Source organism: Streptomyces sp. NPDC050842 (assembly GCF_044456565.1).
GTDB lineage: Bacteria > Actinomycetota > Actinomycetes > Streptomycetales > Streptomycetaceae > Streptomyces.
Genome location: NZ_JBITGA010000009.1, coordinates 121,888 through 146,898, shown reverse-complemented (window position 1 = coordinate 146,898; position 25,011 = coordinate 121,888). Strand labels below are relative to the sequence as shown.

The window sequence follows — 25,011 nt, the reverse complement described above, 5'->3', positions numbered from 1 at the left end:
TGTGATTCTTTGTGCGTGGTTCTGTTTGATCCCGCCCGGAGGGCACCCCCGTGAAGAAGACCGTCACCACGCTCGCCGACGGGCGCGAGCTCATCTACTACGACTCGCGCGACGACGCCGTCCGCGACGCCGTCGACCCGCGCCCCCTCACCCCCGTCGTCTCCCGCTCCGAGATCCGGTACGACGAGCTCACCGGCGACCCCGTCGCCGTCGCCTCGCACCGCCAGGCCCGCACCTACCAGCCGCCGGCGGACGCCTGCCCGCTCTGCCCCGGCCGGGACGGGCGCGAGAGCGAGATCCCCGCCGCGGGCTACGAGGTGGCGGTCTTCGAGAACCGCTTCCCCTCCCTCTCCGGCGGCTTCGGCCGCTGCGAGGTCGTCTGCTTCACCGAGGACCACACCGCCTCCTTCGCCGACCTCACCGAGGAGCAGGCCCGGCTCGTCCTCGACGCCTGGACCGACCGGACCGCCGAACTCTCCGCGCTGCCCGGCATCGAGCAGGTCTACTGCTTCGAGAACCGCGGCCAGGAGATCGGCGTCACCCTGCCCCACTCGCACGGCCAGATCTACGCCTTCCCGTACGTCACGCCCCGCACGGCCCGGATGCGGAGCCGGCTCGACGAGCACCGGGCGGCGACCGGACGGAACCTCTTCGACGACGTCGTCGCCCGCGAGCGGACCGACGGCGAGCGGGTCGTCCTGGAGACCGAGCACTGGATCGCCTTCGTGCCGTACGCGGCCCACTGGCCGTACGAGGTGCACCTGTACCCCACGCGCCGGGTGCCCGACCTGCTCGCGCTCGACGAGGCCGCCCGCACAGAGTTCGCACAGGTCTACCTGGAACTCTTGAGGCGCTTCGACCGGCTCTTCGGCCCGGACGAGCCGCCGACGCCCTACATCGCCGCCTGGCACCAGGCGCCGTTCACGGGCGAGCGGCGCGAGGACTTCGGACTGCACCTGGAGCTTTTCACCGTCCGACGGGCCTCTGGCAAGCTGAAGTTCCTCGCGGGCACCGAGTCCGGCATGGGCGCGTTCATGAACGACGTACGGCCGGAGGACGCGGCCCGACGCATCCGAGAGGTGGCCACCGCATGACCACGACCGCGAAGAAGTACCTGGTGACGGGAGGGGCCGGGTACGTGGGCAGCGTCGTCGCCGCCCACCTCCTGGAGCGGGGCCACCGCGTCACCGTCCTCGACGACCTCTCCACCGGCTTCGCCGAAGGCGTCCCGGAAGGCGCCGAGTTCATCGAGGGCCGCATCCAGGACGCCGCGCGGTGGCTGGACTCCGGCTACGACGGCGTCCTGCACTTCGCCGCCTTCTCCCAGGTCGGCGAGTCCGTCGCCAAGCCCGAGAAGTACTGGGAGAACAACGTCGGCGGCACCATGGCCCTGCTCGCCGCCATGCGCGCGGCCGGGGTCCGCAAGCTCGTCTTCTCGTCCACCGCCGCGACCTACGGCGAGCCCGAGTCCGTCCCGATCACCGAGACCGCGCCGACCGCGCCCACCAGCCCGTACGGGGCGAGCAAGCTGGCCGTCGACCACATGATCGGCGGGGAGTGCGCCGCGCACGGCCTGGCCGCCGTCTCGCTGCGCTACTTCAACGTGGCCGGGGCGTACGGCGCGCTCGGCGAGCGCCACGCGCCCGAGTCGCACCTGATCCCGCTCGTCCTCCAGGTCGCCCTGGGCGAGCGCGAGGCCATCTCCGTGTACGGCGAGGACTACCCGACCGCGGACGGCACCTGCGTCCGCGACTACATCCACGTCGCCGACCTCGCCGAGGCCCACGTCCTGGCGCTCGACGCGATGACCGCCGGCGAGGTGACGGCGGGCGAGCACCTCGTCTGCAACCTCGGCAACGGCAACGGCTTCTCCGTCCGCGAGGTCGTCGAGACCGTACGGAAGGTCACCGGCCACCCGATCCCGGAGGTCACCGCCGCCCGCCGTCCCGGCGACCCGGCGGCCCTGGTCGCCTCCGCCGCGGCCGCCCGCGACCGGCTCGGCTGGACGCCGTCCCGCCCGGACCTGGCGGACGTCGTCGCCGACGCCTGGGCCTTCGCCCGGCACCGCGCGGGGGAGGGGCGTTCATGAGCGTCGCCGCCGGCTTCGAGGCGCTGTACGGCGCCGCCCCCGACGGGGTGTGGGCCGCCCCGGGGCGGGTCAACCTCATCGGTGAGTACACCGACTTCAACGACGGCTTCGTGCTGCCGCTCGCGCTGCCGCACACCGCCGTCGCCGCCGTCTCCCGCCGGGACGACGGCATCCTCCGCCTGCACTCCGCCGACATCGACGGCGGGATCGTCCAGCTGGCGGTCGAGGACCTGCGGCCGCTCTCCGGCGGCGGCTGGGCGGCCTACCCGGCCGGTGTCGTCTGGGCACTGCGGGAGGCCGGGCACCCGGTGACGGGCGCGGACGTCCACCTCGCCTCGACCGTGCCGACGGGCGCGGGGCTCTCCTCCTCGGCGGCCCTGGAGGTCGTCACGGCGCTCGCCCTGAACGACCTCTTCGGCCTCGGGCTCTCCCGGCCCGAGCTCGCCCGGCTCGCCCAGCGCGCGGAGAACGCCTTCGTCGGCGTCCCCTGCGGCGTCATGGACCAGATGGCCTCCGCCTGCGCGGAAGAGGGGCACGCCCTCCATCTGGACACCCGGGACCTCTCGTACCGTCAGGTCCCCTTCGACCTGGCCCGCGAGGGGCTGCGGCTGCTCGTCGTCGACACCCGCGTGAAGCACGCGCTCGGGGACGGCGCGTACGCGGAGCGGCGCGCCGGTTGTGAAGCGGGTGCGCGGGCGCTCGGCGTGCGGGCCCTGCGCGATGTGAGCGCCGCGCACCTACCCGAATCCCTCGCACTCCTGAGCGACGAGACGGTTCTGCGCTATGTCCGCCACGTCGTCACGGACAACGCCCGGGTGGAGCGCGTGATCGCGCTCCTCGACGCCGGGGACCCCCGGGCCGTCGGTCCGGTCCTCACCGAGGGCCACGCCTCCCTCCGGGACGACCTGCGCGTCTCCTGCCCCGAGCTGGACCTCGTCGTCGAGGCGGCGAACGCGGCCGGGGCGCTCGGCGCCCGTATGACAGGCGGCGGCTTCGGCGGCTCGGCCGTCGTCCTCGTCGAGTCCGACCGGGCGGAGGAGGTCGCCGCCGCCGTCGGGAAGGCCTTCGCGGAGGCCGGGTACGCGGCCCCCGGGATCTTCCCGGCCGTCCCCGCGGAGGGCGCGCGCAGGCTCTGAACCCGGCCGTACGTACGGGCGATCCGGCCATATGTACGGACGACTTCGCACAGTTCCGCCAAACGGCCCCCGCCGCGGCGCCCCGCCCCTACCCTGAGGGGCAGCGCCGGTGGGGGCCGGTGCTGTTCAGGGGTCGAGACCTGCCGGGTACGGCGCCGCAAGCGGGGTAGTCAACGCACGGCGGCGGCCGTGCAACGGACGGACCCGCCTCCGGCGCCGTGCCCGCGCCGGTCCGTTCCTCGACACTTGGGGGTGTCCGTGGCACGTATCCGGGTCCTGGTGGTGGACGACCACCGCATCTTCGCCGAGTCGCTCGCCGCCGCTCTCGCGGCGGAGCCCGACGTCGACGTCTCCGCCGCGGGCAGCGGCCCGGCCGCCTTGCGCTGCCTGGACCGCGGGGTCGCGGAGGGGCGCAGGTTCGATGTGCTGCTCGTCGACGCCGAGCTGGGCGCGGGTCCCGCGGCGGCCGCCGCCGCGCGCGCGGTGCCGGACCACGGGGAGTCGGTGGTCGACGGGATCTCCCTGGTCGCGGGCGTGCGCCGGGCCCAGCCCGCCGTCCGTACCGTCGTCCTCGCCGAGAAGGACGACCCGCGCAGGGCGGCGCTCGCCCTCCAGGCCGGGGCCTCGGGATGGGTGGCGAAGGACTGCTCGCTCCAGCGCCTCCTCGCGGTGGTCCGGGGGGTGTTGCGGGACGAGACGCATCTGCCGCCCGCGCTGCTCACCGGGGTACTGCGGGAGCTGACGGCGGCCCGCAAGCACCGCACGGACAGCGAGCGGCTCGTGGAGGCGCTGACCCCCCGCGAGCGGGAGGTGCTGCGCTGCATGGTCGCGGGCCTGGGTCGCAAGGCGGTCGCCGAGCGGCTCTTCCTCTCCCCGCACACCGTCCGTACACATATGCAGAACGTGCTGGGGAAGCTGGGGGTCCACTCGACCCTGGCGGCGGTGGCACTGGCCCGCCGCGCGGGCGTAGGCCCGGCACCGCTGGACCCGGAGGGGCTACCCGCTCAGGTCCTGCCGGCTCAGGCGCTACCCGGGGACGTTGTCGAACGGGGCGGTCAGCCGGCGTAGCAACGCGGCCAGTTCGCCGCGCTGGGCGCGGGAGAGCTGGGCCAGGATGGCGCGCTCCTGGGCGAGGAGCCCGGCGAGCGCCTCGTCGGCGCGGTCGCGGCCCTCGGGGGTGAGCCGGACGAGGACCCCGCGCCGGTCGCTGGGGTCGGGGAGCCGCTCGACCAGGCCCTTCTTGGTGAGCCGGTCGATGCGGTTGGTCATGGTGCCCGAGGTGACCAGAGTCTGCGTCAGGAGCTGGCCGGGGGAGAGCTGGTAGGGCGCGCCGGCCCGGCGGAGCGAGGTGAGGACGTCGAACTCCCAGGGCTCCAGCTGGTGCTCGGAGAAGGCGAGCCGACGGGCGCGGTCGAGGTGCCGGGCGAGCCGCGAGACGCGGCTGAGCACCTCGAGCGGTTCCACGTCGAGGTCGGGGCGCTCGCGGCGCCATGCTGCGACCAGTCGGTCGACCTCGTCCTCCATGGCGATCAGTGTAGAGGGTCTGTTGACATAAAGTCTCTTGTGTTCGAGTTTCTCGATATCGAGAATCTTGGTTACGAGATATATTTCACCGGCGTGCGGGGAAGGGACCGGGCCGGAACACCATTCCGCTTCGGTAACTCGTTCCAGCAAGGGGGCTTCGAACATGCATTCCGTGGAATCCACCGCACCAACCTGGGATCCGCAGCAGTACCTCCGTCACTCCGGCCACCGCACCCGGCCCTTCCTCGACATGCTCGCCCGAATACCACGCCTCCCGGCCCAGGGCAGGCCGGCCCGCATCGCCGACCTCGGCTGCGGCCCCGGGAACATGACGGCGCTCCTCGCCGACCACTGGGCCGACGCCCACATCACCGGCTTCGACCTCTCACCCGACATGCTGGAACGCGCCGAGAAGGACTGGTCCGGCACCACCCGGGGCGGCGGCTGGCTCGACTTCAGGCCCGCCGACGCCGCGCACTGGACCCCGGCCGAGCCGTACGACCTGATCGTCTCCAGCGCGGCCCTCCAGTGGGTTCCCAACCACCCCGAGTCCTTCGCCGTGTGGATCGACGGCCTCCGCCCCGGCGGCACCCTCGCCTTCCAGGTCCCCGCCAACTTCACCTCGCCCAGCCACGCCCTGCTCGGCGAACTCTGCGACACCCCCGAGTGGCGCTCCCGCCTCGGCGACCAGGGCCGCCGCTTCGTCCACATCCTCGACGCGGCCGAGTACCTCACCCGGCTCACCGACCTCGGCTGCGAGACCGACGTCTGGGAGACCACGTACTGCCGGCTCCTCCAGGGCGAGGACCCCGTCCTCGACTGGGTGATGGGCACGGCGCTGCGGCCCGTCCTCACGACCCTGGGCGACGACCAGGCGGCGGTCGACGCGTTCCTCGCGCAGTACCGCGCCCGGCTCCGCCAGGTCTACCCGCCGGGCCCGCACGGCACGGTCTTCCCCTTCCGCCGCGTCTTCGCCGTCGCCCGCAAGCCGGCGTGAGCGCCTTGACGCACGGGCGCTTAACCACGGGCGCCCCGCACCGAAGAGCCGGTGCGGGGCGCCCGTGTCCTGTGCGGACGGACCGGACTAGTACAGGCTGTCGTACGTCTGGTAGCCGTAGCCGATCTTCACCCGGGGGGTGAGGGTGGCGCCGGTGCCCGTGCCCAGGTACCGGTACAGGTCACCCGCGGAGTTCACCGCCAGCAGGTCGGCCTTGCCGTCGCCGCTCATGTCGCCGGGCGCCACCAGCTTGTTGTAGGTGCCCCAGCCGCGGCCGAGGTTGACGCGCTTGGCGAACGGCGTGGTCGCGGAACCCGTGCCCCGGTACAGCCAGAGGGTGCCGGCGCCGTCGCGGGCCAGCAGGTCATCCCGGCCGTCGCCCGAGAAGTCGCCCGCGCCCAGGACGCGGTTGTACGCGCTCCAGCCGTCACCGACCCGGATCCGGGAGCCCACAGCCGTGCCCTTGCCGTTGCCGGGGTACAGGTAGAGGACTCCGGAACGGTCCCGGGCCACCAGGTCGGCCTTGCCGTCGCCGGTCAGGTCACCGGGGCCGGCGATGAGGTTGTAGATCTGCCAGCCGCCGCCGAGGTCGGTCTCGCCGTTGCTGGTCAGGCGGCCTTGGTAGACGTCCAGGAAGTCGGCGAGCGGGCCCGGGTCCAACGCGGAGACGAACGAGATGTTCGCCCCGGCGAAGACGCCGGTGGCGCTCGCCTGCTGGCGGGCGCCGAGCTTGCCGCTGTTCCGGTGGCGGTACTCGAAGAGCGTCCCGGCCTTGTCACGGGCGAGGAACCCGCGCTTGCCGTTCGTGGGAATGTTGCCCGCCGCGCCGAACTGGTCGACGTCGACCCAGCTGCCGGAGAGTTTCAGCGGCGCCGAGTACGAGCCGTTGCCGAGACCGCTGTAGGCCCAGAGGGAGCCGGCGCCGTCACGGGCGAGCAGGTCGGCCTTGCCGTCGCCGTTGCGGTCGTCGGGGGCGAGGAGCTGGTTGTACGTGTTCCAGCCCTTGCCGAGCTCCCTGCGGGGCTTGAACGGCGAGGACGGGACGCCGGTGCTGCCGTAGAAGAACAGCCGGCCGTCCGTGGTGCGGGCCACGACGTCACCGCGGCCGTCGCCGCTGTTGTCGCCGATGCCCACGAGCTGGTCGTAGACGCCCCAGCCGGGGCCGATCTTCACGCGGCCGGCGAACGGCGCCGTCGCCGTGCCGGTCCAGCGGTAGTAGTAGAGGTCGCCGTTGTGCTGACGGGCCAGCAGGTCGGCCTTGCCGTCACCGCTGATGTCACCGGGCGAGAAGACCTTGTTGTAGAGGGTCCAGCCCTTGCCCGACCAGGTGATCGAACCGCCGGTCGCGGTCGACTCCGAGTACAGCCGGAGCACGCCGTCCTCGGAGCGCGAGAGCAGCTCGGGCTTGCCCGTGCCGTTCTGGTCGCCGAGCGGAACGAGGTCGAAGCCCAGCGAGGAGCCCGCGGTCTCGAACACGGTGGCGGCCGCGCCGTTGGACGGCGCGACGAACGTCCAGCCGGTCCACCTGCGGTGGACCAGATCGGTCTTGCCGTCCCCGGTCACGTCGAAGCGGGGCCGCACGACGGCCGCCGCCGCGGCGGCGCGGGCCGTGCCCGGCTCCACGGCCGGCTGCGACATGTCCAGCGTCGGCGTCGACGTGTCGGCGGTCTGCGGCCGCTCCACGACGGGCCGGGGGCCGGACTCGGCCACGGCCACGGCGGGCGAGGCCAGCACCATGCCGGCGGACAGGGCGAGCGCGGTGCACGTGGTGACACGGCGGGCACGCCCGAAGAATGCGGAACGCAAGGAATCCCCCCAGGGATGAGACGACCCGCACCGGAACACCGATGCGGGTCGCCGGAGAACGGAGAGGCTGATTACGACATGGTGTTGTAGGCCTGGAAGCCGTGGCCGATGTTGAGGCGCGTCGAGAACTTCGACGGGCTGGTGTTCAGGTAGCGGTACAGGTCGCCGCCCGAGGTCACACCGAGCAGGTCGGCCTTGCCGTCGGCGTTCAGGTCGCCGGGGGCGACCAGCTGCTTGTACGTGTTCCAGCCGCCGCCGATCTCCACGCGCGTCTTGAACGGCGTGGTGCCGTTGCCGGTGCCCGGGTACAGGTACAGGACGCCGCCCGTGGTGCGGGCCAGCAGGTCGGTCCGACCGTCGCCGGTGTAGTCGCCGGCGCCGAGGATCTTGTTGTACGCGCCCCAGCCGCTGCCCACGCGGACGCGGCTGGAGAGGGCGTCGCCCTTGCCGTTGCCGCGGTACAGGTAGAGGACACCGGAACGGTCCCGGGCGAGCAGGTCGGCCTTGCCGTCGCCGCTCAGGTCGCCGGGGCCCACGAGGGTGTCGTAGGCGCCCCAGCCGTAGCCGATGGGGTTGCCTTCGACCCAGAGCTCGCCGTCGTCGAAGACGATGGCGAGGTCGGAGTAGCCGTCCGAGTTCAGCGAGGACAGGTGCGAGTACTTCAGCCCGGCCCAGCTACCCGCCTCGTCGAGCATCTGGCGCGCGCCCAGCTTGCCGGTGGTGGTGTTGCCGTACCAGTACAGCGACCCGCCGGAGGTGCCCGCCATGACACCCTCCTTGCCGGTGTACGGGATGCTGCCGGAGTTGGCGAACTGCGCGATGCCCGCCCAGTCACCCACGGCACCGGCCTGCTGGCGCCCGCCCAGGGTGCCGTTGCCGTTGGCGGGGTAGTAGAAGGCCGTGCCCGTGTTGTCCCGGGCCAACAGATCGCCGCCGCCGACGGGCAGGATCTGGTTGTAGGCGTTCCAGCCACCGCCGATGGCCTTGCGGACGCCGAACGGCTTGGTCTTGTCGCCCGTGCCGGCGTACCACCACAGCGTGCCGGCGGTGTCGCGGGCGTACAGGTCGGCGCGACCGTCACCGTTGCCGTCGCCGAGGCCCACGAGCTGGTCGTAGGCGTTCCAGCCGCCGCCGACGCTGATCCGGGTGCCGAGCGGCGCGGACAGGTTGCCGGTGGCCAGGTACAGGTAGAGCGCGCCGTCCTGGGTGCGGGCGATCACGTCGGCCCGGCCGTCGCCGTTCACGTCACCGGGCGAGACGATCTTGTTGTAGGTCTGCCAGCCGCCGCCCACGACGTCCTCGTACGGCGTGCCCGTCGCGTCGGCGTCCTTGTACAGCGTCAGGGTGCCGTTCTCGGAGAGGACGAGCACCTCGGGCTGGGGCTCGCCGCCCTGGTTGCCGATCGGGATGACGTCCTTCGCGACGTCGTCGACGCGGAACAGCTCGAAGGGGTCCTGGGACAGGTCCGAGTAGAGCTGGCCGTCCAAGCCCCGGAAGATGAGGTCCTCGATGCCGTCCCCGTCCAGGTCGGAGAGCAGCGGGGAGGTGGCCTCGGCAGCGGCGATGCCCGCGCGGGCGCCGTCCTGCTTCGGAAGGGTCAGCTTCGGCGGGGTGAAGGCGGGCGCCTTCTTCTCGACCGAAGGGACCGGCGCCGGAGTGTCGGCGGAGGCCGTGCTCGTGAGGAGCATGCCCGCGGAGAGGGCGAGAGCGGTGCAGGCGGTGACCCGGCCGGCACGCTTGGAGCGCAGGAAGAACAAGAAGATCCCCCCAGGGAATCAGAGGTTCGAAGGAACCAAACAGGGGGGCTCGTACAGGCATCGAACGGCGTCAGCGCAGGCCGGTGGGCGTGCGGAGACGGCTTCGCTCGAAGGTCGGAACACCCCCCCGGATGTTGAACGCGATTCTACCCACGGGGGCGCCCTACGCCAGAGCTTTACTCAGTGAAAGCGCCGGAATCGAACTTTCCGGTTCAGTTCTTGCGATGCCCTATCAACCGCGGCTTCTGCTCCAGACCGTCGAGGCCGTGCCACGCCAGGTTCACCAGGTGCGCCGCGACCTCCGCCTTGTCCGGCTTGCGCACGTCCAGCCACCACTGGCCCGTCAGCGCCACACTGCCCACCAGCGCCTGCGCGTACAGCGGGGCCAGCTTCGGGTCGAAGCCGCGGTTCTTGAACTCCATCCCGAGGATGTCCTCGACCTGCGTGGCGATGTCGCTGATCAGCGAGGCGAACGTGCCCGTCGACTGCGCCACCGGCGAATCCCGCACCAGGATCCGGAAGCCGTCCGTGTACTTCTCGATGTAGTCGAGCAGCGCGAACGCCGCCTGCTCCAGGAGCTCCCGCGGGTGGCCCGCGGTCAGCGCGCCCGTCACCCCTTCCAGGAGCTGCCGCATCTCCCGGTCGACGACGACCGCGTACAGCCCCTCCTTGCCGCCGAAGTGCTCGTACACCACCGGCTTGGAGACCCCGGCCTTCGCCGCGATCTCCTCCACCGACGTGCCCTCGAAGCCCTTCTCGGCGAACAGCGTGCGGCCGATGTCGAGGAGCTGTTCCCGGCGCTCCGCGCCCGTCATCCTCACCCGGCGGCCACGCTGGGGCTTCCGCTCGCCGCTGCCGTTGTCGGTGCTGCCGGTACCACTGGAACTGCCGTCGATCGCCACGTCTTCCATCATGCCGCTTCTGCGGACGGGTTCTGCCGCCGGGCTTCGATGCGCTCCTTCGCCGGCCAGCGCACGTCCGACGCCCAGCCCGCCAGCTCGAACCAGCGGATCAGCCGCGCGCTGGAGTCGACCTGGCCGCGCAGCACCCCGTGCCGGGCCGAGGTCGGGTCCGCGTGGTGCAGGTTGTGCCAGGACTCGCCGCAGGACAGCACCGCGAGCCACCACACGTTGCCCGAGCGGTCACGCGACTTGAAGGGACGCTTGCCCACCGCGTGGCAGATCGAGTTGATCGACCAGGTCACGTGGTGCAGCAGCGCCACCCGGATCAGCGAGCCCCAGAAGAACGCGGTGAACGCGCCCCACCACGACATCGTCACCAGGCCGCCCACCAGCGGCGGGATCGCCAGGGACAGGATCGTGAAGGAGAGGAAGTGGCGGGAGATCCCCCGAATCGCCGGGTCCTTGATCAGGTCCGGGGCGTACTTGTGCTGCGGCGTCCGCTCCTCGTCGAACATCCAGCCGATGTGCGCCCACCACAGGCCCTTCATCAGCGCCGGGACCGTCTCCCCGAAACGCCACGGCGAATGCGGGTCGCCCTCCGCGTCCGAGAACTTGTGGTGCTTGCGGTGGTCCGCCACCCAGCGCACCAGCGGACCCTCCACGGCCAGCGACCCCATGATCGCGAGCGCGATCCGCAGCGGCCGCTTCGCCTTGAAGGAACCGTGCGTGAAGTAACGGTGGAAACCGATCGTGATCCCGTGGCAGCCGATGTAGTACATCGCCACCATCAGCCCGAGATCCAGCCAGCTCACCCCCCAGCCCCAGGCCAGCGGCACCGCCGCGAGCAGCGCCACGAACGGCACCGTGATGAACAGGGCCAGGGTGATCTGCTCGATCGAACCCTTGCTGTCCCCGCCCAGCGTGGCGGAGGGCAGGGCCGTGGCGGCGTCGGACGCCTCGGGCGCCGAGGTCACCTCGGAGCTGATGGTCATGGGTGTCCCCTGGGGATGAGGGTGAGGGTGAAAGGTCGACGAAGAAGCGGAAACCTACGCCGTGGCTACGCCTCCGTAACCTACGGCGTCGTAAGTATGGCAGCGCCGTGACGCGCGGCAAGAGGGCACGAGAGGGGCGTTGGCCACGCCGCCACGGCGGACACCTATCCTGGGTGCGTCGGACAGCGCGGTCCGCAAGCCTCCAGTACCCCTCCAGACGTGCTCAAACACTGCAAGGAGCCGCACCTGTGAGCAGTGCCGACCAGACCCCCACCGCCAGCGCCGAGCTGCGCGCCGACATCCGCCGACTGGGCGATCTGCTGGGCGAGACCCTCGTCCGGCAGGAGGGCCACGAGCTCCTCGACCTCGTCGAGCAGGTCCGCAGCCTCACCCGCGAGAACGGCGAGGCAGCCGCCGAGCTGCTCCGTGGCGTCGAACTGGAGACCGCCGCCAAGCTGGTGCGCGCCTTCTCCACCTACTTCCACCTGGCGAACGTCACCGAGCAGGTCCACCGCGGCCGCGAGATGCGCGAGAAGCGCGCCGCCGAGGGCGGCCTCCTCGCCCGCACCGCCGACATGCTCAAGGACGGCGACCCCGAGCACGTCCGCGAGACGGTCAAGAACCTCAACGTGCGCCCGGTCTTCACCGCGCACCCCACCGAGGCCGCCCGCCGCTCCGTCCTCAACAAGCTGCGCCGGATCGCCGCCCTCCTGGAGACCCCGGTCATCGAGGCCGACCGGCGCCGCCACGACCTGCGGCTCGCCGAGAACATCGACCTCATCTGGCAGACCGACGAGCTCCGGGTCGTCCGGCCCGAGCCCGCCGACGAGGCCCGCAACGCCATCTACTACCTCGACGAGCTGCACGCCAACGCCGTCGGCGACGTCCTGGAGGACCTCGCCGCCGAGCTGGAGCGCGTCGGCGTCGAGCTGCCCGCCGGCACGCGCCCGCTGACCTTCGGCACCTGGATCGGCGGCGACCGCGACGGCAACCCCAACGTCACCCCGCAGGTGACCTGGGACGTCCTGATCCTCCAGCACGAGCACGGGATCACCGACGCCCTCGAACTCGTCGACTTCCTGCGCGGGCTCCTCTCCAACTCCATCCGCTACACCGGAGCCACCCAGGAACTCCTGGACTCCCTCCAGCGCGACCTGGAGCTCCTCCCGGAGATCAGCCCCCGCTACAAGCGCCTCAACGCCGAGGAGCCGTACCGGCTCAAGGCCACCTGCATCCGGCAGAAGCTCGTCAACACCCGCGAGCGCCTCGCCTCCGGCACCCCGCACCAGGACGGCCGCGACTACCTCGGCACCGCCGAGCTGATCCACGACCTCACCCTCGTGCAGACCTCGCTGCGCGAGCACCGCGGCGGCCTCTTCGCCGACGGCCGGATGGACCGCACCATCCGCACCCTCTCGGCCTTCGGCCTCCAGCTCGCCACCATGGACGTCCGCGAGCACGCCGACGCGCACCACCACGCCCTCGGCCAGCTCTTCGACCGCCTCGGCGAGGAGTCCTGGCGGTACGCGGACATGCCGCGCGACTACCGGCAGAAGCTGCTCGCCAAGGAGCTGCGCTCGCGCCGCCCGCTCGCCCCGACCCCGGCCCCGCTGGACGCCGCCGGCGAGAAGACCCTCGGCGTCTTCCACACCATCAAGCAGGCCTTCGAGCGCTTCGGCCCCGAGGTCATCGAGTCGTACATCATCTCGATGTGCCAGGGCGCCGACGACGTCTTCGCCGCGGCCGTCCTCGCCCGCGAGGCCGGTCTGATCGACCTGCACGCCGGCTGGGCCAAGATCGGCATCGTGCCGCTCCTGGAGACCACCGACGAGCTCAAGGCCGCCGACGTCATCCTCAACGACATGCTGGCCGATCCCTCCTACCGGCGCCTCGTCTCGCTCCGCGGCGACGTCCAGGAGGTCATGCTCGGCTACTCGGACTCCTCCAAGTTCGGCGGCATCACCACCTCCCAGTGGGAGATCCACCGCGCCCAGCGCAGGCTCCGCGACGTCGCCCACCGCTACGGCGTACGGCTCCGCCTCTTCCACGGCCGCGGCGGCACCGTCGGCCGCGGCGGCGGCCCCTCGCACACCGCGATCCTCGCGCAGCCCTGGGGCACGCTGGAGGGCGAGATCAAGGTGACCGAGCAGGGCGAGGTCATCTCCGACAAGTACCTGATCCCGTCCCTCGCGAGGGAGAACCTGGAGCTGACGGTCGCCGCCACCCTCCAGGCCTCCGCCCTCCACACCTCCCCGCGCCAGTCCGACGAGGCCCTCGCCCGCTGGGACGCGGCCATGGACACCGTCTCGGACGCCGCCCACACCGCGTACCGCAAGCTGGTCGAGGACCCGGACCTGCCCGCGTACTTCTTCGCGGCCACCCCGGTCGACCAGCTCGCCGACCTCCACCTGGGCTCCCGCCCGTCGCGCCGCCCCGACTCGGGTGCCGGTCTCGACGGACTGCGCGCCATCCCGTGGGTCTTCGGCTGGACGCAGTCCCGCCAGATCGTCCCCGGCTGGTTCGGCGTCGGCTCGGGCCTCAAGGCCCTGCGCGAGGCCGGTCTCGACGCGGTCCTCGGCGAGATGTACGGGAAGTGGCACTTCTTCCGCAACTTCCTCGCCAACGTCGAGATGACGCTCGCGAAGACCGACCTGCGGATCGCCCGTCACTACGTCGACACCCTCGTCCCCGACGAGCTGAAGCACGTCTTCGAGGCCATCGAGGCCGAGCACGCGCTGACGGTCGCCGAGGTCCTCAAGATCACCGGCGGCGAGACGCTGCTCGACTCCAACCCGGTCCTCCAGCAGACCTTCGCGATCCGCGACGCCTACCTGGACCCGATCTCCTACCTCCAGGTCGCCCTCCTCGCCCGCCAGCGCGCGGCCGCCGAGCGCGGCGAGGACCCGGACCCGCTGCTCGCACGGGCCCTGCTCCTCACGGTGAACGGTGTCGCGGCGGGCCTGCGCAACACCGGCTGATCCGACCCCTGTCCATGACTGTGCCCCCGCCGGAATCCGACGGGGGCACAGTCATGCGTACGGGGTACGTCAGTGCTGCTGCGCCTTGCGGCGGCGGGTCACCAGGAACGCGCCGGCACCCGCGAGGGCCACGGCGACGGCGGCGAGGACGCCGACGGGGGCGCTGGAGCCGGTCTCGGCGAGGTCGCCCTCACCCTTGGTGTCGGTGCCGTCGGTGCCGGCGGTCTCGCCGGCCGGGGCGGTCACGGACGGGGTCTCGGACGGAGCCGGGGACTCGGTACCGCCGGGCGTCGTCTCGGAGGGAGCCGGGGACTCGGTACCCGGGGTCTCCGTGCCGGGTGTCTCCGTGCCGGGTGTCTCCGTGCCGGGTGTCTCCGTACCCGGGGTCTCCGTGCCGGGGGTCTCGGTGCCGGGCGTCTCGTCCGGGCAGTCGACCTTGAAGACCTTGTGCTTGGCCTTGCCGTTCTCGCCCTCGAAGTTCCAGAACAGCTTGTACTGGCCGTCGGCGAGGGTCAGGTCCTCGGTGCGCCCGTGGCCCTCGGCGTCGAGAGTCAGGGAGCCGTCCTTGACCTCGGTGCCCTTCTCCTGGTCGTTGTTCGACCAGGCCTCGATGCGCCAGGTCGCCTTCTGCTGCGCGTCGAAGTGGAAGGCGTCGAGGTAGAACGTGCAGACCTTCGGCTCGTTGGCCTTGATTTCCTCGTCGGTGTTCGCGTCGTGGATCTTGACCGTGCCGTTGTCGCCCTTGGGGCCTTCGGAGGCGAAGGCGGCGGGGGCCAGCACGAGGGAGCCTGTCACGGCCGCGACGAGCGCGCCGGAGGAGATGAGAGTACGTCGCATGTGCAGTCGTCCGTCTCGGAGATGAGGATGCCGTGGGGGATGGCGGACGCAGACTATCCGTCGCTATAAGTCGGCCTTAACCCAGTGGCCCGTAACGATCGCGCCATGAAACGGCCAAATCCTGTCAGAGCGTCAGGAACGCCGCGACCAGCAGCGCCCCGCCCGCTCCCGCGAGCGACCACGCCGTCCTCGTCAGCCGCAGCCCGCCGCCGACCACCGGCGCCGCGAGCAGCAGCGCCCCGCCCAGGGGCAGCCACGCGTGCAGACCGCCGCCCCAGCCCGTCCGTACGCCCTCGTCCGTGCCCGGCTTCACCACCACCGGTATCGTCACGCCCTTCTCCGCCGCGACCGAGGCCTCGATCGTCAGCGTCCGCCGCGGCGACGACGGGTCCTCGGCGGCGTACGTACCGCTGCACGTGTCCTCCGTGCAGCCGGTCACCGTCAGCGTCCCGTGCTCACGGCCCTTGGCGAGCAGGACGTGCTGGGCGGAGTCCCACGACGCCCACGCACCCCCGACGACGAGGAGCAGGGCGACCAGGGTCATGGCGGCGTTACGGACGTGCGTCATGACCCGCGATCGTACAGTCGTACGTTCCCGCGTCCGGGGGCCCTACGAGTTGTACGCGGACTGGGCCCGCTCCAGGCCCTCGGCCACCAGGCACTCCACCGAGTCCGCCGCCCGGTCCACGAACCAGTCGAGGTCCTTGCGCTCCGTCGACGAGAAGTCCTTCAGGACGAAGTCCGCGACCTGCATCCGGCCCGGCGGACGCCCGATCCCGCACCGCACCCGGTGGTACTCGGGACCCATCGCCTTCGTCATCGACTTCAGACCGTTGTGGCCGTTGTCGCCGCCGCCGATCTTCAGCCGCAGCACCGCGTAGTCGATGTCCAGCTCGTCGTGGATCGCCACGATGCGCGCCGTCGGCACCTTGTAGAAGTCGCGCAGCGCCGTCACCGGACCGCCCGACAGGTTCATGTACGACATCGGCTTCGCGAGGATCACCCGGCGGTTCTCCGGCCCGGGGGGACCCATCCGGCCCTCGACGACCTGCGCCTGGGCCTTCTGCGCCCGCTTGAACGAACCGCGCATCCGGTCCGCGAGCAGATCCACCACCATGAAGCCGATGTTGTGGCGGTTGGCCGCGTACTCCGGTCCCGGGTTGCCGAGGCCGACGATCAGCCAGGGGGCGTTCGGGTCGTCGTCCGTCATGTGCGTCAGGTCTCCTCGTATCCGTCCGTACAAGAGAAACGGGGTGACGGGCCGATCGGCCCGTCACCCCGTCACGTCAAGCAGAGCCCGTCAGGCGGGCCCGTAGGCAAGCCCTCAGGCAGAGCCTACGGCTCAGGCCTCGGCACCCTCGGTGGCGGCCTCGGCGGCCGGCTCCTCGGACTGGGCGGACAGGATCTGGATGACGACGGCGTCGGGGTCGGTCACCAGGGTGGTGCCGGCCGGCAGCTCGACGTCCTTGGCGAGGATGGAGTTACCGGCCTCCAGGCCCTCGATGGAAACGGTGACGGAGGTCGGGATGTGCGTGGCCTCGGTCTCGACGGAGAGCGTGTTCAGCACGTTCTCGACCAGGAAGCTGCCCGGGGCCAGTTCGCCCTCGGTCTCGACGACGACCTCGACGGTGACCTTCTCGCCACGACGCACGAGGAGCAGGTCGACGTGGACCAGGAAGCCCTTGATGGCGTCACGCTGGACGGCCTTCGGGATCGCCAGCTCGTTCTTGCCGTCGACGTCCAGGGAGAGCAGGACGTTCGGCGTACGCAGCGCGAGCGCCAGGTCGTGGGCCGGGAGGGTCACGTGCGCCGGCTCGGCACCGTGGCCGTAGACGACGGCGGGAACCTGGCCGTCACGGCGGACCGCGCGAGCGGCGCCCTTGCCGAACTCGGTACGGACGGAAGCGGCGAGCTTGACCTCGGACATGGTGCACTCCTCGTAGAAAGGTGACGAAAAAACTGGGTCACCCGGCCACGACTGGCGATGGCCTGCTACGAAGAGCGCGTCGATAACGGACCGCCGTGACCCTGTACATTCGTACGGGTACGGCCTCCCTCGCCGAGCAACTACGGCAGTCTACCCGCCGCCACCGGGCCGCCCAAATGGATCAACCGGGACCCCTCCGACCTGTGCCTCCCTGGCCCCCTGGTCTCCCCGGCCCCCCTGGTCTCCCCGGCCCCCTGGGCTCCTTGGTCCTCCCCGGCCCCCGTCAGCCCGCCGCGCCGCCCCCGCCCGACTCCGCGAGCAGGTCGCGCAGGACCGGACCGGCCGACCCCGAACCGCTCTCCGCCCCCTCCACCACGCACGCCACCGCGATCTCGTCGTCGTACGCCACGAGCCAGCCGTTGTTGTTCCCGTCCTCCGTCACCTCGGCCGTCCCCGTCTTGGCCCCCACCTCGCCCGGCAGCCCCGCGAGGACCTTCGCCGACCCGTCCGTCACCGTGTCCCGCATCAGCGACCGCACCTGCTTCACCACCCCCGAGGGCAGCGGCTTCGTCGCCACCGCCGGCTGCTCCGTCCCCTTCACCAGCAGCGGCTGGTGGAACGTCCCCGACACCGCCGTCGCCGTCGCCGACGCCATCGCCAGCGGATTAGTGCGCAGCCTCCCCTGCCCGAACAGCGCCGCCGCCTTCTCCGTCTCGCTCGCGGGCACCGGCACCTCGGCGTCCACCGAGCCCACACCCGTCTTCCACTCCGGCCCGATCCCGAAGTAGTCCTTCGCGAACACGGTCATCTCGTCGTTCGTGAGACGCCCCCGCAGCGCCACGAACGCCGTGTTGCACGAATGGATGAAGTCCTCACGGAACGTCGCCCCCGGAATCTCCGAGGTCTCCACGTTGTGGAACTGCTTCCCGACCGTCAGGTACTTCGGACAGTCCACCCGCGACTCCGGCGTCACCGCCCCCTTCGCCAGCAGCGCCGCGGTCGTCACCACCTTCCACGTCGACCCCGGCGCGTACGTGCCCTGGAAGGCCCGGTTGAAGCCGCCGGCCGGCCCGTTCGCCACCGCCACCACCTCACCGCTGTCGATCCGCACGGCCACCAGACCCGCGTTCCGCCCGTCGGCGTGCCGGGCGAGCGCCCTCTCCGCCGCCCGCTGGATCCGCGCGTCGATCGTCGTCCGCAGCGGACCGCCGCCCTCCCCGGGATCCGGCCCGAAGCGCACGGCCGTCGACCTCGTCTCGCCCGTGATCCGGTCCACGACCCGCACCTCGCCCCGCGGCTTCCCGCCGCCCAGGCCCAGCACCGAGACCAGCGACGGATGCTCCGCCGCCGAGATCGCCTTCCCGTCCCGGTCCACCGCCGCGAGCTCCGCCGACTCCTCCTCCACCAGCTTGAACCGCTGCTTGTCGTTCAGCTGGGGATGGATCAGCGGCAGCTCCCACCGCACCCGCCACCCCGCCTCCGTACGCGCCACCGCGAGCTCGGAGCCGTACGACCACGTCCCCAGCTCCGCCACCGGCATCCTCGCCCGGTACGGGACACGGGCGCCGGCGCCCGCCTCACCGTCCACGCGGGCCGCGCCCGCCGTCAGCGCCGGCTTCGTGATCTCCAGACCCGCGGTGAAGTTCCGCAGCGTCTCCTCGGCCTTCGCCGGCGAGTCCGTCAGCCGCGCCGCCGCCGGGAGATCCCCCGCCGCCCAACTCCTCAGGAACGCCTGAGCCGTCCGTACGGCCTCCGGATCGGCCGTCCTCGGCGGCTCCTCGCCCTTCTTCAGCGGGCCGTACGCGACCGCCCACCCGGCGGCCCCCGCCACCAGCGCACCCGTCACCGCCACCGCGGGCCAGCGCCGCCGCCTCGCCCGCCCCACCCCTGCTCGATGTGTCGTCATACCGGCAGCGAAACAGACACGCGTACGACCAGTCCAAGACTCGAATCGCCATGAAATACATAGCTGATTGCCTATCCTTGCTGCTCATGGACCTGCTCCTGCACCTGCGGTACTTCAGGACCGTCGCCGAGGAACAACACTTCGGACGGGCCGCCGCCCGCCTGCGCATGGCCCAGCCCTCCCTCTCCCAGCGCATCCAGCGCCTCGAACGCGAACTCGGCGTCCGCCTCCTCGACCGCGGGGCCCGCGGCGCCACCCTCACCCCCGCCGGCCGCCTCGTCCTCACCGAGGCCGACCAGCTCCTCGCCGCCGCCGACCGGCTCACCGCCACCGTCGCCCGCGTCCACAGCGGCGCCGCCGGCACCCTCCGCGCCGCCGTACCACCCGGCCTCGGCGCCACCGCCGTCGGCGCCCTCCTCACCGCCTTCCGCGAACGCTCACCCGGCGCCACCCTCGAACTCCGCGAACTCCCCACCGCCGCCCAGACCGCCGAACTCGCCGCCGGCACCCTCGACGTCGGCATCGTCCGCCACCCCTGCCCCGCCCCCGGCCTCGCCTTCGGCCCCACCCTCCACCAGCCCCTCGGCGCCCTCCTCGCCGCCGACGACCCGCTCGCCGCCCCGCCCGAACTCCCCGCCGCCGCCCTCACCGGCCGCGACCTCGTCCTCTTCCCCCGCGCCGAGGCCCCCGCCCTCCACGACGAGACCCTCACCGCCTGCGCCCGCCACGGCTGCACCCCCGCCGCCGTCCTCGCCGCCACCGGACCCGACTTCACCCGCGGCCTCGTCCTCTCCGGCGGCGCCGTCGCCCTCGTCCCCCGCACCCCCGACGAGGCCGGCACCGTCTGGCGCCCCCTCCGCGGCGCCACCGTCACCTGGCGCACCTCCACCGCCTGGCCCGACGGCAAGGACAGCCCCGCCGTACGCCTCTTCGCCGACACCGCCCACGCGGTCCTCCGCGCGCACGCGGACATGCGCCCCGCCCCGTCGACGAGGATGGTCTTCCCCCGCCCCGCATCGGAGTTCCCCCTGTGACCGCGCACGCCGCCGCCCACCGCCGCATCACCGCGGCCTTCTCCGACGCGGGCGTCACCGGCCGGCTCCACGCCGTCGACATCGACACGGGCAGCGCACTCGGCCTCGGCTCCGACACCCTCGTACCGACCGCCAGCGTCCACAAGCTCTGCCTCGTCGCCACCCTCTACCGGCAGTCCTCGCTCGGCCTCGTCGACCCGACCCGCCCCGTCGACATCCCCGCCGAGGGCCGCGCCCCCGGTGCGACCGGCCTCTCCGTCATGCGCGACGCCGCCCGGCTCTCCCTCCGCGACCTCGCGAGCCTCGCCGTCGCCGTCAGCGACAACACCGCCGCCGACCTCCTCTGGGACGCCCTCGGCCTCGACACCGTCAACGCCACCATGGCCGGCCTCGGACTGACCAGGACCCACGCCGTCCAGACCATGCGGGAACTCTTCGAGACCGTCCGCGAGGACGCCCACGGCGACCCCGCCGCCCTCACCGACCCCGCCGTCGTCGCCCGGCTCCGCGCCCTCGACCCGACGCGTACGAACCGCTCGACCCCGCGCGAGATCGCCGCCCTGCTCGCGGCCGTCTGGCGCGACGAGGTCTGTCCGGGGGAGCACGGCGAGGAGCTGCGGGCCCTCCTCGGCCTCCAGGCCTGGAGCCACCGGCTCGCCGCCGGCTTCCCCTTCGACGACGTCCGCGTCAGCGGGAAGACCGGCTCCCTGCCCACCCTCCGGCACGAGGCGGGCGTCGTCGAGTACCCCGACGGCGGACGGTACGCGGTGGCCGTCTTCACCCGCGCGGCCTCCACGGACGTCACGCTGCCGGCGGCGGACGCGGCGATCGGCGCGGCGGCGAGGATCGCGGTGGACGCGCTCAGGGCATGAGAAAGGGCCGCTCCCCGAGTACGGGGGAGCGGCCCTTCCTAGGTACTGCTACGGACTCAGTGCTCCTCGAAGAGGCTCGTCACGGAGCCGTCCTCGAAGACCTCGCGCACGGCGCGCGCGATCGTCGGCGCGATCGACAGGACCGTGATCTTGTCGAGCTCGAGGGCGCCCGGAACCGGCAGCGTGTCCGTGAAGACGAACTCGCTGACCTTGGAGTTCTTCAGGCGGTCGGCGGCCGGGCCCGACAGGATGCCGTGCGTGGCCGTCACGATGACGTCCTCGGCTCCGTGCGCGAACAGGGCGTCCGCGGCGGCGCAGATCGTGCCACCGGTGTCGACCATGTCGTCCACCAGGACACAGACGCGGCCCTTCACGTCACCGACGACCTCGTGGACGGTGACCTGGTTGGCGACGTCCTTGTCGCGGCGCTTGTGCACGATCGCCAGCGGCGCGTCGAGACGGTCGCACCAGCGGTCGGCGACACGCACACGGCCGGCGTCCGGGGAGACGATCGTCAGCTTCGCGCGGTCGACCTTCGCACCCACGTAGTCCGCGAGGACCGGCAGCGCCGACAGGTGGTCCACCGGGCCGTCGAAGAAGCCCTGGATCTGGTCGGTGTGCAGGTCCACGGTCAGGATGCGGTCCGCACCCGCCGTCTCCAGCAGGTCCGCGACCAGACGGGCCGAGATCGGCTCGCGACCACGGTGCTTCTTGTCCTGACGGGCGTAGCCGTACGACGGGATGATCACGGTGATGCTGCGGGCCGAGGCCCGCTTCAGCGCATCGACCATGATCAGCTGCTCCATGATCCACTTGTTGATCGGAGCCGTGTGGCTCTGGATCAGGAAGCAGTCCGCGCCGCGGGCCGACTCCTGGAAGCGGACGTAGATCTCACCGTTGGCGAAGTCGAACGCCTTGGTGGGAACGAGACCGACGCCCAGCTGGTGCGCGACCTCCTCGGCCAGCTCGGGGTGGGCGCGGCCGGAGAAGAGCATCAGCTTCTTCTCGCCGGTCGTCTTGATCCCGGTCACAGCACTGTCTCCTCAGACGTGTTCTCTGGCCGCGAACCCACGCCCTGCGAGCGCGTGTGCGAACCAGCCGAATTTGTGTGCACGTATCACGGTACGCCGAGTTCGACGCACCCGTTTCCGGTCAGCTTTCGCTTGCGGAGTCCTCCGAAGCGACCTGAGCGGCCTGCGCGGCAGCGCTTCCGGGCCGCTTCCGGGCCACCCAACCCTCGATATTCCGCTGCTGGCCCCGGGCCACGGCCAGTGCACCGGCCGGGACGTCCTTCGTGATGACGGACCCGGCGGCGGTGTAGGCGCCGTCCCCGATGGTGACGGGAGCCACAAACATGTTGTCCGAGCCGGTCTTGCAGTGGGAGCCGACCGTGGTGTGGTGCTTGGCCTCGCCGTCGTAGTTCACGAAGACGCTCGCGGCGCCGATGTTCGTGTACTCGCCGATGGTCGCGTCGCCGACGTACGACAGGTGGGGGACCTTGGTGCCCTCGCCGATCGTCGCGTTCTTCATCTCGACGTACGTACCGGCCTTGGCCTTCGCGCCGAGGTTCGTGCCCGGACGGAGGTACGCGTACGGCCCCACGGAGGCGCCCTCGCCGACGACGGCGGTGTCGGAGACGGTGTTGTCCACCCGGGCGCCCTTGCCGACGCGGGTGTCCTTCAGCCGGCTGTTCGGGCCGACGACGGCGTCCTCGGCGACGTGCGTGGCGCCGAGCAGCTGCGTACCGGGCAGGATGACGGCGTCGGCCTCGAAGGTCACGGTCACGTCGATGAACACGGAGGCGGGGTCGACGACGGTGACGCCGCCCATCATGGCCTGCTCCAGGAGCCGCTGGTTCAGCAGGGCGCGGGCCTCGGCGAGCTGCACGCGGTTGTTGATCCCGAGGATCTCGCGGTGGTCGCCGGCGACGGAGGCGCCGACGCGGTGGCCGGCCTCGCGCAGGATCGACAGCACGTCGGTGAGGTACTCCTCGCCCTGGCTGTTGTCCGTCCGCACCTGACCGAGGGCCTCGGCCAGCAGCTTCCCGTCGAACGCGAACACCCCGGAGTTGATCTCGCGGATGGCGAGCTGCTCGGCGGAGGCGTCCTTGTGCTCGACGATCGCGGTGACGGCACCGGCGGCGTCGCGCACGATCCGGCCGTAGCCGGTGGAGTCCGGCACCTCGGCGGTCAGCACGGTCACGGCGTTGCCGTCGGCGGCGTGCGTGCCGGCCAGGGCCTTCAGGGTCTCGCCGGAGAGCAGCGGGGTGTCGCCGCAGACGACGACGACGGTGCCGTCGGGCGTCTTCCCCAGCTCCTCAAGGGCCATGCGCACGGCGTGCCCCGTGCCGTTCTGCTCCTCCTGCACGGCGGTCCGGGTCCCGGCGTAGTGCGCCTCCAGGTGACCCTTCACCTGCTCACGGGCGTGCCCGACGACCACGACGAGGTGCTCGGGCTCCAGCTCGCGGGCGGCGGACACGACGTGCCCGACGAGCGAACGTCCGGCGATCTCGTGCAGGACCTTGGGGGTCTTCGACTTCATGCGGGTGCCCTCACCCGCTGCGAGGACGACGACGGCTGCCGGGCGGTTGGCGCTCACGGGAATGCCCTTCGGCTTTGGGTGGTGGACGCACGAAGGATACCGGGGGGCCGGGGGCCGGACATGAGCGCGGGTCCTGACCGTGACGGTCAGGACCCTGGTGAAGAAGCTCCCCCGCCAGGACTCGAACCCGGACATAAGGCACCAAAAGCCTCAGTGCTGCCAATTACACCACAGGGGATGGCGTGTGGGGTCAAAACGGACAGGCCGTCAGTCCTGTGCCCCGGCGGCCTCCACTATGCCGTACCAGGCACCTTCCACGCGACGGTATAGCTCCGGAGTGCCCGCGGTGCGGGTGGTGACGCGTGGCGCGCCCGTAGGGTGGAGGGCATGACCGCGACGGGGGCAGACCGGGACGCTGTGGGCGTTCGTTCGGGGAGTTGGTGGTGGTGGGGGAGACGGCGGAGTGTCGCTCTTGATGTGGGGCTCGCTCTCCTCTCCGCACTGGAGTGCGGGTTTCAGGGCATCGGGTTCGCCGAGAAGGCCGGGCTGCCCGTGCCCGTCGGGGTGCTGTTCGGGCTGATCGTCGGGTCGACGCTGCTCGTGCGGCGGCGGTGGCCCATCGCCGTCGTGCTCGTCTCCATGGCCGTCACGCCCGCCGAGATGGGCTTCCTGATGGGGATCGTCGGGCTGTACACGCTCGCCGCCTCCGAGGTCCCGCGCCGCATCACCGCCGTCCTGGCCTCGATGTCGACCGTCGCCGTGTTCGTCGTGACCTTCGTGCGGATGCGCCAGGACGTCGCCCAGGCCGATGTCGGGCAGCCGGACATCGACCCGAGCGGCTGGTACGTGCCCGTCGTCTCGCTCTTCATGACCCTCGGGCTCAACGCGCCGCCCGTGCTCTTCGGCCTCTACATAGGGGCCCGCCGCCGTCTCATGGAGAGTCTGCGCGAGCGGGCCGACAGTCTGGAGCAGGAGCTGTCGCTCCTCGCCGACCGGGCCGAGCAGCGGGCGCAGTGGGCCCGGCGGGAGGAGCGGACCCGGATCGCCCGGGAGATGCACGACGTCGTCGCGCACCGGGTGTCGCTGATGGTCGTGCACGCGGCGGCCCTCCAGGCGGTGGCCCTGAAGGACCCGCAGAAGGCCGTGCGGAACGCCGCCCTGGTCGGTGACATGGGGCGGCAGGCGTTGACGGAGTTGCGCGAGATGCTGGGGGTTCTGCGGGAGGATCTGGCGCCGGTCGTCCCTGCCGTGGTGCCGCTGGCCGCCGTGGGGCGTGCCGCTGCCGCCGCCGCGGAGGCCGCCGCCGACGACGGTCCGCGCCTCGACGTCCTGGAGGCGCTGTGCGAGCAGTCCCGGCTCGCGGGGGCGGTCGTGGAGCTCGTGGTGCTGGGGGAGGCGCGCGCGTATCCGCCGGAGGTGGAGCGTACGGCGTACCGCGTGGTGCAGGAGGCGCTGACCAACGTCCACAAGCACGCGGCGGGCGCCGAGGTCGTGGTGCGCCTCGCGCACCGCGAGGCCGAGGTCGCGATGCAGGTGGAGAACGGTCCCTGTCCGTCGGACGCGGGCGTCGCCGACGCGCACCTGCCGAGCGGGGGGAACGGGCTCGTCGGGATGCGGGAGCGGGTCGCGCGGCTCGGTGGCGTGTTCGTGGCGGGTGCGACGGACGCGGGCGGGTTCAAGGTGTCCGCGGTGCTGCCGACGGGGGAGTAGAAG

At 71.9% G+C, this 25,011-nt stretch carries 21 protein-coding genes and 1 tRNA gene; 9 read left to right on the top strand and 13 right to left on the bottom strand.

The window, feature by feature from the left end; genetic code table 11:
• Positions 1-50: 50 nt before the first annotated feature.
• The 4 genes from galT (at position 51) to ACIBG6_RS28625 (ending at position 4,293) form a co-directional block, all read left to right on the top strand.
• The gene (gene galT, locus ACIBG6_RS28640) at positions 51-1,094 is read left to right on the top strand and encodes a galactose-1-phosphate uridylyltransferase (RefSeq protein WP_399225540.1); all 1,044 of its coding nucleotides are present in this window, start codon (positions 51-53) and stop codon (positions 1,092-1,094) included.
• Positions 1,091-2,089: a UDP-glucose 4-epimerase GalE gene (galE, locus tag ACIBG6_RS28635; RefSeq protein ID WP_399225538.1), complete on the top strand. Its 999-nt coding sequence runs from the start codon at positions 1,091-1,093 to the stop codon at positions 2,087-2,089. The genes galT and galE overlap by 4 nt, the downstream gene beginning before the upstream one ends.
• Complete coding sequence (gene galK, locus ACIBG6_RS28630; protein ID WP_399225537.1) at positions 2,086-3,225, top strand: galactokinase; 1,140 nt, start codon at positions 2,086-2,088, stop codon at positions 3,223-3,225. The genes galE and galK overlap by 4 nt, the downstream gene beginning before the upstream one ends.
• 258 nt (positions 3,226-3,483) lie before the next feature.
• A complete protein-coding gene (locus tag ACIBG6_RS28625; protein WP_399225536.1) occupies positions 3,484-4,293 on the top strand; it encodes a LuxR C-terminal-related transcriptional regulator in 810 nt (269 codons plus the stop codon).
• Here the strand turns inward: ACIBG6_RS28625 and ACIBG6_RS28620 are convergent.
• Entirely contained in the window at positions 4,252-4,749 is a 498-nt protein-coding gene (locus ACIBG6_RS28620) for a MarR family winged helix-turn-helix transcriptional regulator (RefSeq protein WP_024754861.1), read from the bottom strand. The genes ACIBG6_RS28625 and ACIBG6_RS28620 overlap by 42 nt on opposite strands.
• Before the next feature lie 163 nt (positions 4,750-4,912).
• Here ACIBG6_RS28620 and ACIBG6_RS28615 point away from each other — a divergent pair, with 163 nt between their 5' ends.
• On the top strand, positions 4,913-5,746 hold the full coding sequence (locus ACIBG6_RS28615; RefSeq protein ID WP_399225535.1) for a trans-aconitate 2-methyltransferase: 834 nt from the start codon (positions 4,913-4,915) through the stop codon (positions 5,744-5,746).
• 87 nt (positions 5,747-5,833) lie between these two features.
• On the opposite strand, the gene ACIBG6_RS28610 is transcribed toward ACIBG6_RS28615, so the two are convergent.
• The 4 genes from ACIBG6_RS28610 to ACIBG6_RS28595 form a co-directional block, all read right to left on the bottom strand.
• The gene (locus ACIBG6_RS28610; RefSeq protein WP_399225534.1) at positions 5,834-7,552 is read right to left on the bottom strand and encodes an FG-GAP repeat domain-containing protein; all 1,719 of its coding nucleotides are present in this window, start codon (positions 7,550-7,552) and stop codon (positions 5,834-5,836) included.
• 71 nt (positions 7,553-7,623) lie between these two features.
• On the bottom strand, positions 7,624-9,309 hold the full coding sequence (locus ACIBG6_RS28605; RefSeq protein ID WP_399225532.1) for an FG-GAP repeat domain-containing protein: 1,686 nt from the start codon (positions 9,307-9,309) through the stop codon (positions 7,624-7,626).
• 212 nt (positions 9,310-9,521) lie between these two features.
• Positions 9,522-10,220 carry a TetR/AcrR family transcriptional regulator gene (locus ACIBG6_RS28600; protein ID WP_399225778.1) on the bottom strand — a complete coding sequence of 233 codons (699 nt, stop codon included), beginning with the start codon at positions 10,218-10,220 and terminating at the stop codon, positions 9,522-9,524.
• Entirely contained in the window at positions 10,220-11,203 is a 984-nt protein-coding gene (locus ACIBG6_RS28595) for an acyl-CoA desaturase (protein WP_399225531.1), read from the bottom strand. The genes ACIBG6_RS28600 and ACIBG6_RS28595 overlap by 1 nt, the downstream gene beginning before the upstream one ends.
• Before the next feature lie 248 nt (positions 11,204-11,451).
• Between ACIBG6_RS28595 and ppc the strand changes: the two genes are divergently transcribed.
• Positions 11,452-14,181: a phosphoenolpyruvate carboxylase gene (gene ppc, locus ACIBG6_RS28590; RefSeq protein WP_399225530.1), complete on the top strand. Its 2,730-nt coding sequence runs from the start codon at positions 11,452-11,454 to the stop codon at positions 14,179-14,181.
• Positions 14,182-14,250: 69 nt separating this feature from the next.
• Here ppc and ACIBG6_RS28585 read toward each other — a convergent pair whose 3' ends face one another.
• The 5 genes from ACIBG6_RS28585 to ACIBG6_RS28565 form a co-directional block, all read right to left on the bottom strand.
• Positions 14,251-15,018 (bottom strand): LPXTG cell wall anchor domain-containing protein, encoded by a 768-nt coding sequence (locus ACIBG6_RS28585; RefSeq protein WP_399225529.1) that lies wholly within the window; start codon positions 15,016-15,018, stop codon positions 14,251-14,253.
• A 124-nt stretch (positions 15,019-15,142) separates the two neighbouring features.
• Positions 15,143-15,586, bottom strand: a complete 444-nt coding sequence (locus tag ACIBG6_RS28580) for a hypothetical protein (protein ID WP_399225528.1) — start codon at positions 15,584-15,586, stop codon at positions 15,143-15,145.
• A gap of 42 nt (positions 15,587-15,628) precedes the next feature.
• On the bottom strand, positions 15,629-16,228 hold the full coding sequence (gene pth, locus ACIBG6_RS28575; RefSeq protein ID WP_399225527.1) for an aminoacyl-tRNA hydrolase: 600 nt from the start codon (positions 16,226-16,228) through the stop codon (positions 15,629-15,631).
• A 132-nt stretch (positions 16,229-16,360) separates the two neighbouring features.
• The gene (locus ACIBG6_RS28570) at positions 16,361-16,945 is read right to left on the bottom strand and encodes a 50S ribosomal protein L25/general stress protein Ctc (RefSeq protein WP_399225526.1); all 585 of its coding nucleotides are present in this window, start codon (positions 16,943-16,945) and stop codon (positions 16,361-16,363) included.
• A gap of 283 nt (positions 16,946-17,228) precedes the next feature.
• Positions 17,229-18,851, bottom strand: a complete 1,623-nt coding sequence (locus ACIBG6_RS28565; RefSeq protein WP_399225525.1) for a penicillin-binding transpeptidase domain-containing protein — start codon at positions 18,849-18,851, stop codon at positions 17,229-17,231.
• Positions 18,852-18,937: 86 nt separating this feature from the next.
• Between ACIBG6_RS28565 and ACIBG6_RS28560 the strand changes: the two genes are divergently transcribed.
• Both ACIBG6_RS28560 and ACIBG6_RS28555 read left to right on the top strand, forming a co-directional pair.
• On the top strand, positions 18,938-19,885 hold the full coding sequence (locus ACIBG6_RS28560) for a LysR family transcriptional regulator (RefSeq protein WP_399225524.1): 948 nt from the start codon (positions 18,938-18,940) through the stop codon (positions 19,883-19,885).
• Positions 19,882-20,757 carry a serine hydrolase gene (locus ACIBG6_RS28555; RefSeq protein WP_399225523.1) on the top strand — a complete coding sequence of 292 codons (876 nt, stop codon included), beginning with the start codon at positions 19,882-19,884 and terminating at the stop codon, positions 20,755-20,757. The genes ACIBG6_RS28560 and ACIBG6_RS28555 overlap by 4 nt, the downstream gene beginning before the upstream one ends.
• Before the next feature lie 56 nt (positions 20,758-20,813).
• Here the strand turns inward: ACIBG6_RS28555 and ACIBG6_RS28550 are convergent, their stop codons facing one another.
• From ACIBG6_RS28550 to ACIBG6_RS28540, 3 genes are all read right to left on the bottom strand, one after another.
• Positions 20,814-21,788 carry a ribose-phosphate diphosphokinase gene (locus ACIBG6_RS28550; RefSeq protein WP_056649212.1) on the bottom strand — a complete coding sequence of 325 codons (975 nt, stop codon included), beginning with the start codon at positions 21,786-21,788 and terminating at the stop codon, positions 20,814-20,816.
• 121 nt (positions 21,789-21,909) lie between these two features.
• Positions 21,910-23,355, bottom strand: coding sequence for a bifunctional UDP-N-acetylglucosamine diphosphorylase/glucosamine-1-phosphate N-acetyltransferase GlmU (gene glmU / locus ACIBG6_RS28545; protein WP_399225522.1), 1,446 nt, complete (start codon positions 23,353-23,355; stop codon positions 21,910-21,912).
• A gap of 109 nt (positions 23,356-23,464) precedes the next feature.
• Positions 23,465-23,536 (bottom strand) — tRNA-Gln (locus tag ACIBG6_RS28540).
• A 149-nt stretch (positions 23,537-23,685) separates the two neighbouring features.
• Here ACIBG6_RS28540 and ACIBG6_RS28535 point away from each other — a divergent pair.
• Positions 23,686-25,008, top strand: a complete 1,323-nt coding sequence (locus tag ACIBG6_RS28535) for a sensor histidine kinase (protein ID WP_399225521.1) — start codon at positions 23,686-23,688, stop codon at positions 25,006-25,008.
• The last annotated feature ends 3 nt before the right edge of the window (positions 25,009-25,011 follow it).